Source organism: Arthrobacter sp. B0316-1-20 (assembly GCF_059091865.1).
The window spans coordinates 48,677-57,911 of sequence record NZ_JBNHHC010000034.1 but is presented as its reverse complement, the minus strand read 5'-3'; the positions used below and the strand labels follow the sequence as shown (position 1 = coordinate 57,911).

6 protein-coding genes and 1 tRNA gene are annotated in these 9,235 nt (G+C 67.8%); 4 read left to right on the top strand and 3 right to left on the bottom strand.

From position 1 onward, the window contains the following. Nucleotides 1-718, bottom strand: a 718-nt coding sequence (locus AC5RW2_RS32635; RefSeq protein ID WP_494074939.1) for a phosphohexomutase domain-containing protein, incomplete at its 3' end; no start/stop codon positions are given. 70 nt (nt 719-788) lie between these two features. Between AC5RW2_RS32635 and AC5RW2_RS32630 the strand changes: the two genes are divergently transcribed. The 4 genes from AC5RW2_RS32630 (at nt 789) to AC5RW2_RS32615 (ending at nt 6,660) form a co-directional block, all read left to right on the top strand. After that, entirely contained in the window at nt 789-2,990 is a 2,202-nt protein-coding gene (locus AC5RW2_RS32630; RefSeq protein ID WP_493963830.1) for a RecQ family ATP-dependent DNA helicase, read from the top strand. Between the two features lie 79 nt (nt 2,991-3,069). Then, nucleotides 3,070-3,450: a VOC family protein gene (locus tag AC5RW2_RS32625; protein WP_493951932.1), complete on the top strand. Its 381-nt coding sequence runs from the start codon at nt 3,070-3,072 to the stop codon at nt 3,448-3,450. Nucleotides 3,451-3,595: 145 nt separating this feature from the next. Continuing rightward, nucleotides 3,596-5,032, top strand: coding sequence for a DUF2252 domain-containing protein (locus AC5RW2_RS32620; protein WP_493963829.1), 1,437 nt, complete (start codon nt 3,596-3,598; stop codon nt 5,030-5,032). A gap of 125 nt (nt 5,033-5,157) precedes the next feature. After that, entirely contained in the window at nt 5,158-6,660 is a 1,503-nt protein-coding gene (locus AC5RW2_RS32615; RefSeq protein ID WP_493963944.1) for an FAD-dependent monooxygenase, read from the top strand. 2 nt (nt 6,661-6,662) lie between these two features. Here AC5RW2_RS32615 and AC5RW2_RS32610 read toward each other — a convergent pair. Together AC5RW2_RS32610 and AC5RW2_RS32605 are read right to left on the bottom strand one after the other, a co-directional pair. Beyond that, nucleotides 6,663-6,751: transfer RNA gene (locus AC5RW2_RS32610), tRNA-Ser, on the bottom strand. A gap of 66 nt (nt 6,752-6,817) precedes the next feature. Continuing rightward, on the bottom strand, nt 6,818-8,896 hold the full coding sequence (locus tag AC5RW2_RS32605) for a prolyl oligopeptidase family serine peptidase (protein WP_493963828.1): 2,079 nt from the start codon (nt 8,894-8,896) through the stop codon (nt 6,818-6,820). Between the last annotated feature and the right edge of the window lie 339 nt (nt 8,897-9,235).

The window sequence follows — 9,235 nt, the reverse complement described above, 5'->3', positions numbered from 1 at the left end:
CCCGCACCGCGGCCTGCAAATCCACCAGGTTTTCCGGCTCCAGCGGGTTGGCCGGATGGTTGGGGAAGGTGCCGTCCAGCTCGAAGTACAGCGGCACAATCTCCAGCGGCAGCGCCGGCAGGAGGCTGTCGCCGAGCACCGCGGGAGTGGTCATTCCGGCCATGCCGTTGCCGGCGTCGACCACCACTTTCAACGGGCGGATGCCGGTCAGGTCCACCAGCGAGCGCAGGTACCCGGCATAGCCGGAGAGCACGTTGGTTTCGCTGATGGTTCCCGTTTCGGTGCCGTCCGGAATGCCTGTTTCCAGGTATTCCTGCGCGCGGTCGCGGATGTCGAACATGCCAGTGTCGGAGGAAACCGGCACGGCGCCGGGCTTGGCCATCTTCATGCCGTTGTACTGGGCGGGGTTGTGGCTGGCGGTGAACACCACCCCGGCTGCGTCAAGGGAGCCGCAGGCATAGTAGAGCTCGTCGGTGGAGATCAGCCCCAGCATCAGGATGTTGGCACCCCTGCCGGCTGCGCCGTGCGCGAAAGCGGCCGCGAACTCCGGGGAGGACGGGCGCATGTCCCCGCCCACCAGCACCGTCTGCCCGGCCAGGGACAGCACGTCCACGAAGGCGGCACCGGTCGCCTCCACGGTTGCGGCGGTTATGGTCTCGCCCACGATCCCACGGACGTCGTAGGCCTTGAAGGACAGGCCAAGATCTATGCTGCTCACTGCACCAGCTTATAAGGGGCGCCTGTGGAAAAGGGACAGCTTGTCAGCTGCGGCTGGAATACTGGGGATCATGGCTGAGTGGATCGACGGGACAACGGACACGGCGGCGGACTTCGCCACACTAGAAACGGCCGCGGCCGGGCGGGCCGGCGGAGCACTGCGCCAGGAGGCCACGGCGCTGCTGCGGGCCCTGGTGGGCAATGAGACGGCGGAATTCCACGAGGGCCAGTTCGAGGCTGTCGAAGCGCTCGTCTCCGGTGGACGCCGGGCACTGGTGGTGCAGCGCACCGGCTGGGGCAAGTCCGCGGTCTACTTCGTGGCGAGCCTGCTGCTGCGCCGGCGGGGCGCCGGTCCCACGCTGATCGTCTCGCCGCTGCTCGCGCTGATGCGCGACCAGGTGGCCGCTGCCGAACGCGCCGGGGTCCGGGCCGCCGCCATCAACTCCGCCAACCAGCTGGAATGGGGGCAGATCCAGGAGCAGCTGGCAGCCAACACGGTGGATGTGCTGCTGGTGTCGCCGGAGCGGTTGAACAATCCGCGCTTCCGGGACGAGCAGCTCCCGCAACTGGTGGGCAGCTCCGGCCTGCTGGTGATCGACGAAGCCCACTGCATCTCCGACTGGGGCCACGATTTCCGTCCCGACTACCGGCGGATCCGGGACCTGATCGGGCAGCTTCCGGACCGGGTTCCGGTGCTGGCCACCACGGCCACCGCCAACTCCCGCGTGGTCCATGACATCGAAGAGCAACTCGGCGTGCGTTCCACCGGGGAGCACGACGGCGGGGTGCTCACCATCCGGGGGCCGCTCGCCCGTGCTTCGCTGCGGCTGGGAGTGCTCCGGCTGGCCAGCCCGCGGGCCAGGCTCGGCTGGCTGCTCACCCATCTGAGTGACCTGCCTGGCAGCGGCATCATCTACGCGCTCACGGTCTCCGCGGCCGAGGATACGGCCAGGCTGCTGCGTGAGGCCGGCCATGCGGTGGCCGCTTACACCGGCCGCACCGATCCCGCTGAGCGGGAACAGGCGGAGGCGGCGCTGAAGGAAAACCGGGTCAAGGCGCTGGTGGCTACCAGCGCACTCGGAATGGGCTTCGACAAGCCGGACCTGGGCTTCGTGGTCCACCTGGGTGCACCAAGCTCCCCGGTGGCCTACTACCAGCAGGTGGGGCGTGCCGGCCGCGGAACCCCCAACGCGGACGTACTGCTGCTGCCGGGCACCGAGGACCGGGACATTTGGGAGTACTTCGCCACCGCCTCGATGCCCAACGAGGGGACCGCCACCGCGGTGCTGCGCGAGCTCGCCGCTCCCGGAACGGTGCTGTCCACGGCGGCGCTGGAGACGTTGGTGAACCTGAAGCGATCGCCGCTGGAACTGCTGCTGAAGGTCTTATCCGTGGACGGCGCGGTGCGCAAGGTCAGCGGCGGCTGGGAGGGAACCGGCCAGCCCTGGGCCTATGACGCGGAGCGCTACGGGCGCATCGCGCAGGCCCGGGTGGCCGAGCAGAACGCCATGCTGGACTACGAGAACACCTCCGGCTGCCGGATGGAATTCCTGGCCAGCGCGCTGGATGATCCGGCGGCCGCCCCGTGCGGTCGCTGCGACAACTGCGCCGGGCCGTGGTACTCGGACAGCATCGCGGCCGAAGCCACCGAAAGCGCCGGCGCCGCCCTGCAGCGGGCCGGCGTCGAACTGGAGCCCCGGGCCATGTGGCCCAGCGGGATGGACAAACTGGGCGTGCCGGTCAAGGGCAAGATCCCGCCGGCCGAGGCCAACGGCAGCGGCCGGGCGCTGGCCCGCCTAACGGATCTGGGCTGGGGCGGGCAGCTGCGGGAGGTCTTTTCCACCGATGCTCCCGACCGGGAGGTGCCCGCCGGCATGCTGAAAGCCTGCGTGCAGGTCCTGGCCCAGTGGGGCTGGGCCCAGCGGCCGGTGGCCATCGTGAACGTGCCGTCGCGGAGCCGGCCGCTGCTGGTGCAGTCGCTGGCCCGCGGACTCTCGGAGATAGGCCAGTTGCCGTACCTCGGCGAACTCGCTGTCCCGCACGGCGGCCCCCGCAGCGGCCCGGGCGGCAACAGTGCCTTCCGGCTGGCCGATGTCTGGGACCAGTTCCAGGTCCCCGCCGGTGGTGAAGCATGGCTGGCGCAGAACCGCGGCCCGGTGCTGCTGGTCGACGACCTCGCCGACAGCCGCTGGACACTCACTGTGGCTGGCCGCGCGCTGCGCCTGGCCGGCGCCGAATCGGTCCTGCCTTTCGCGCTCGCGCTCAAGGGCTGACGCCTCCGCGGAGAGACCAGGCCTGATTGCGCCGCGGTCCGCTGGTGCATAGCCACGGTTCATGGATTAGCGTGGTGCCATGCCCAGCCGGCTAGCTACCATAGCCATCGACGCGGTTCGGCCACAGGTGGTGGCCGACTTCTGGTGCGCGGTCCTCGGCTGGCAGGTTCTCGAAGAGGATGATGGCTTCATCAGCATTGCGCCGCAGGATTCATCATGGCCCACCATCGATATCGCTCCGGTGCCTGAGGGCAAGACGATCAAGAACCGACTGCATTTCGATCTGCGGGCCGACGGCGTGTCCACCGCCCAGGAGCTCGAGCGGCTGCTCGCCCTTGGAGCGCGGCGCGTCGACGTCGGCCAGAGGCCGGATGTCAGCTGGGTGGTCCTCGCCGATCCCGAGGGCAACGAGTTCTGCCTGTTGTCCCGATCCGTCCAGGACATCGAAGAGCAGGATTGACCTCCGGTGCTGGAACCGGTGAGGCTGAGGACGCAGGCACAACCCAACACTTCGGAAAAGACAGCAGCGCGTTGACGATCGGCCGCGCCGGGGCCACAATCGCATTGTCAACGCGGACGAGATGCTGCAGGGCTAGGTGAAGAGCATGGCCGAGAAGAAGGTCAAGCACCCGAGCGTCGAGGAGCGTGCATCCCACGGCAAGGAATGCCGCCAGAGGACCCCTGTCTCCAGCCACACCGGCTGGGTTCCCGCCGCGGACCGACCCGATCCGATAGCACTCCTTGAGGAACAGAACCGGACCAGGGAGCGGGACCTTGTGCCGGTGCGTCACGGGCGCATGCTGGCCTCGCCGTTCACGTTTTACCGGGGCGCGGCCAAGATCATGGCCGCGGATCTAAAGGACACGCCACGGGCCGGCCTGAACGCCCAATTGTGCGGGGACGCCCACCTGTCCAACTTTGGCGTGTTCGCCTCGCCCGAGCGAACCCTCCTGTTCGACCTGAACGACTTCGACGAGACTCTTCCGGGGCCGTTCGAGTACGACGTCGAACGTATGTCCGCGAGCTTCACGATCGCAGCCCGGAACAACGGGTTCACCACGGACGAAACACGCGAGGTGACACTCACCGCGGTTCGGGCCTACCGGGAAGCGATGGCCCAGTTCGCACAAATGCGTACCCTGGACATTTGGTACGCCCGCTTGTCCGAGGATCAGTTGGTGGAAGCCATCGACCTGGCCGTGAAAACCCAAAAGGGCAAAGCGCTCAAAAAGGCAGCCAAGGGGATGGGAAAGGCGGCGCGCCAGAGCCTCGCAAAGGCCCACGCTCGAGACAGCCTGCAGGCACTCTCCAAGCTCGCCGAGCGCGTGGACGGGAAGTACCGCATTGTCAATCAGCCACCCATTGTTATTCCCGTGCGGGACCTGGCGGAGACGTACGGGATGTCCGGCGATGAGGTGGAGAACACGGTTCATGAACAGCTCCGATCCTACCGGGGCACCCTGCAGGATGACCGGCGGCAGCTGCTCGAACAATTCGAAGTCATCGACGTCGCGCGCAAGGTCGTGGGCGTCGGCAGTGTCGGGACGCGGGCGTTCATCGCCTTGCTCCAGGGGCGGGATCAAAAGGATCCGCTGTTTCTCCAGGTCAAGGAGGCCACGCGATCGGTGCTTGAGGACCACCTGCCGAGGAGTAAGTTCTGGCAGCCGGGTGAGCGCGTGGTGCAGGGACAGCGGATGATGCAGGCCGCGAGCGACATCTTCCTGGGCTGGACCAAGGGGGCGCAGGACAACCGGTACCTGTATTGGCGCCAACTCCGGGACATGAAGGGCTCAGCGCTGGTGGAAGTGATGAAGCCGCGCGGCATGGCCTTCTATGCCAGCGCCTGCGGTTGGACACTGGCACGCGCGCACGCCCGATCAGGTGACCCGATTGCGATCGCTGCGTACTTGGGCAAGAGCAGCAAATTCGACGCCTCGATCGCCGATTTCTCCGAGCGTTACGCCGACCAGAATGAGAAGGACTACCAGGCCTTCGCCGAGGCAGTTCGGACCGGCCGCCTGGAAGCGACCGAAGGCGTCTAAGTCCGCCACTTCCAATCTAGCGCGCACACACGGGGGCTTGTGGCAAGGCCCCGGTCATGCCTCAAACTGGCTCGGACGTGCCCGGCTGAGGCGCACGGAAAAGGCTTGGAGAGGCGGGGGCTGTGATGGTTGATGTGGTCGTTGCCGGGGGCGGTCCGACCGGGATGATGCTGGCCGGTGAGCTGGCACTGGCAGGAGTGGACACGGCCATTGTGGAGCGCCGCCCGACGCCGGAACTGGCGGGTTCGCGTGCCGGGGGATTCCACCCACGGACCACCGAAATCCTCGATCAGCGCGGAATAGCCGACCGGTTCCTCGCCGAGGGGCAACGCGTCCAGGCGGCGTTCTTCGGGAGCACGAAGCTGGACGTCAGCGACTTTCCTACCCGGTACCCCTACACGCTTGGCCTGTGGCAGAACCATATTGAGCGGATCCTGGCCGGCTGGATCGAGGAGCTGGGCGTGCCGGTTCATCGCGGACTCGAGGTGGCCGGCTTCGGCCAGGACTACAGCGGGGTCGACGTGCAGCTAGCCGACGGACGTCGGATGCACGCGCAGTACCTGGTCGGCGCTGACGGCGGGCGCAGCGCCGTCCGGAAGGCGGCCGGGATCGAGTTCCCCGGCTGGGACGCGACGAGGAGCAGCCTGATCGCCGAAGTTGAAGCCACCGAGGAGACGCCGGCGGGCGCCCGCATCGACGAGGTGGGGATCCACGGGCTGCACTTGATGGAGGACGGGCGCACCATGCGGGTGATCGTGACCGAGAAGCAGCTTGGACCGGCCACCGAGCCCACCCTGGCCGACCTAGGCAAGGCGCTGACCGACATCTATGACACCGACTTCGGAGTCCACCATCCGACCTGGATTTCGCGGTTTACCGATGCCACGCGGCAGGCCGCCGCCTACCGCAGCGGCCGGGTGTTGCTGGCCGGGGACGCTGCGCATATCCATGCCCCGTCCGGCGGGCAGGGGATCGGGCTCGGCATCCAGGACGCCGTGAACCTCGGCTGGAAGCTCGCCCAGGTGGTCAAGGGCATCACGCCGGACAGCCTGTTGGATACCTACCACGCCGAGCGGCACCCCGCCGGAGCCCGCGCGCTGAAACACACCATGGCGCAGTCACTCATGCAGCGGGCCGACCCGCGCATCGGCGCCTTGGCCGACACGGTGGCCGGCCTGTTGACGATCGACGAGGCACGGAAACAGTTGGCCGGGCTCATTTGCGGTCTGGACGTCCGCTACGACCTCGGCGACGGACACCCGCTGCTCGGGCGCCGGATGCCCGATCTCGACGTCGTCACCGCCAACGGCCCGCTGCGCGTGTTCACCCTCCTGCACGATGCCCGGGCGGTGCTGCTCAACCTCGGTTCGCCCGGCAGCGTCGATGTGGGGCCGTGGGCGGACCGGGTGCAATTGGTGGACGCCACGTACGACGGCGGTTGGGAACTTCCGGTGATCGGTTCGGTCAGCGCTCCCGCCGCCGTGCTGGTCCGGCCCGACGGTCATGTGGCCTGGACGGGAGGCGGGACGAGGTCGGGACTGGAGGAAGCGCTGGCCAAGTGGTTCGGCCCGGCCCGGCGACAACAGCGCGGAGACGCAAAAACTCCCCCGGTTTCCCGGGGGAGTTGACGCGGAGACGGGGGGATTTGAACCCCCGGTCGAGTTTAACCCCGACCCTTCATTAGCAGTGAAGTCCATTCGGCCGCTCTGGCACGTCTCCATACGCTATTGCTAGCCACACAAGACTACCCAGAACCGAGGGTCAAGAGCAAAACCGCCGAACGGCTTAACCTGTCAGCGCCCGCCACAGGAACGTGTGCGAGAGGGCCTGTAGCCGGGCGGTCTGCTTGTTATCGCTGGCGCCGGCGTGTCCGCCTTCCAATGCCTCGTGGAACCAGACGTTCTCAACGCCCAACTCCAGCATCCGCGCGGCCATTTTCCGTGCCTGCACCGGGCCCACCCGGTCGTCCGAAGTGGCCGTCCAGATCAGCGCATCGGGATACTCGGTGTCGGGCTGGAGCAAGTGGTAGGGCGAGAAGGTGCGGATGAACTCCCACTGAGCCGGGTCCTGGGGATCCCCGTACTCGGCAATCCAGGAGTAGCCGGCGGAAAGCTGGGTGTAGCGGGCCATGTCCAGCAGCGGCACCCCGCAGGAGACCGCGCCGAACAAATGCGGGTAGCTGGTCAGCATATTGCCCACCAGCAGTCCGCCGTTCGAGCCGCCCGCGCAGCCCAACCGCTCCCGGCGGGTGACGCCACGGTCCATCAGGTCCTGCGCCACCGCCGCGAAGTCCTCGTAGGCCCGGTGCCGGTTGGCCTGCAGCGCCGCCCGGTGCCATGCCGGACCGTATTCGCCGCCGCCGCGGATATTGGCCACCACGTACACTCCGCCGCGGCCGTCCGGGGTGCGCTGTTCCAGCCACGCCCGGCCCACGGTGCCGCTGTAGCCGGGTGTCCTGGCGATCTCGAACCCGCCGTAACCCGAGAGCAGCACCGGATTGCCGCCGTCGTACTTGAGATCTTTTGGCGCCACCTGGAAGTAGGGCACCTGCGTGCCGTCCTTGGAGGTGGCGAAGTACTGCTGGACCTCGTAGGCAGCGGCATCAAAGTACGACGGCGAGGCCTTGACTTCCGCTGCCGGCCCGCCGATGGTGCCGCGCGAGAGGGTGGAGGGCGTGAGGAAGCCGGTGGCCACCAGCCAGTAGTCGTCCGACTCTTCGTCATCCACGGCCGAGGCATCCACAGCGTGCAGCGGCGGGCAATCTTGGAGCTCGGAGGCGGACCAGCCGGCCGCCGGATCGAGCACGCGCACCTGCGAGGAAACATCGTGCAACAGGTTCAGCAGCAGGTAGTTCTTCGTCCAACTCCAGGACTGCAGCGAGGTTGCCGCATCCGGCGCGAACAGCACCTGGACGCTGCGGTCTCCGGCCAGAAAGGCTTTCAGCTCAGCGGCCAGCAGCGAGCCGGCCGGGTGGACGGAACCGCCGAGTTCCCAGTCGCCCTGCGGCCGCATCAGCAGCCACTGGCGGTGGATGTCCACGTTCACGTCGGTGGGAACGTCGATGGGCAGCCACCCTCCGTCGCGCCGGAGGTAGGTGCGGTAGTTGAAGAAGTCGATGACGTCCACCGCGACGTCGCGTTCGAATCCGGGGGTGGAGTCGTGGCCTACCTGGGCCAGCATGTGGTCCTCGGGGACGTCGAAGTATTCCTCCGCCGCCTCCGGCGCCTGGCCGCGCTGCAGGATGCGGCTGGTCCGCGGGTAGGAGGAGGTGGTCAACGAGCCCGGTCCGAAGTCGGTGCCCAACAGGATCCGGTCCTGATCCAGCCAGGAGACGTAGCTCTTGGCCACCGGGATGTCGAAGCCTCCGGCAACGAAGGCGCGGTCCTCGACGTCGAACTCCCGCAGCCGCACGGCGTCGCCACCATCGGGTGAAAGCCGCAGCATCGCGCGCCGGTAGCTGACGCCGTCGGCCGGGCGCAGGAAGGCGGAGCCGGCGTAGACCCACTCGATGCCCTCGGCCGCGGCCAACGCATCCACATCCAGCAGGATCTCCCATTCGGGCGAGTCGGTCAGGTAGCTCTCCCAGGAAGTGCGTCGCAGCAGGCCTCGTGGGTTCGCCTTGTCCCGCCAGAAGTTGTAGTAGTAAGTGCCGCGCTTAGTGACGGCCGGGATCCGGTCCTCCGCGTCGAGGACCTCCAAGACGCCGGCTTCCAGCGCGGTGAACTGCCCGTCCACCAGCTTGTCCTCGGTGCGGCGGTTCTGGCCTTTCACCCACTCCAGCGGCCGGTCGCCGTAGATGTCCTCCAGCCAGATGAAGTCGTCCTGGGGCAAATGCGTGCTGTCCTGCGCGGGGTCTTGGGCCATGCCACCATCCTAGGCATGCCGCCGCGGAGGCCCGGTGTCCGGCCGTGCGATGCGCGGCCGGGAACATCCGGCGTCCCGGCCTGCGCTCGCGGCCGGCTCCCCGCCTGGCACGTCCTGCTTGGCCTGCGGCCGCGCCGTGAACAGTATGCGCCACATTGTCCTCCCTCCGGTAAGCAAACCTGGCGCTGCTTTCCCCGGATGGGCGGCCACCACAATGGTCACGCCAGCGCAGGCGTGAGGAATGCTTGCCCTTCTCGGCGAATGTGGCGCCCAGTGTACAAGCGGGGGCGTGTGGCGCCGGCTGTAGAAGCGCAGGGCGGGTGGCGTCCAATGTACAAA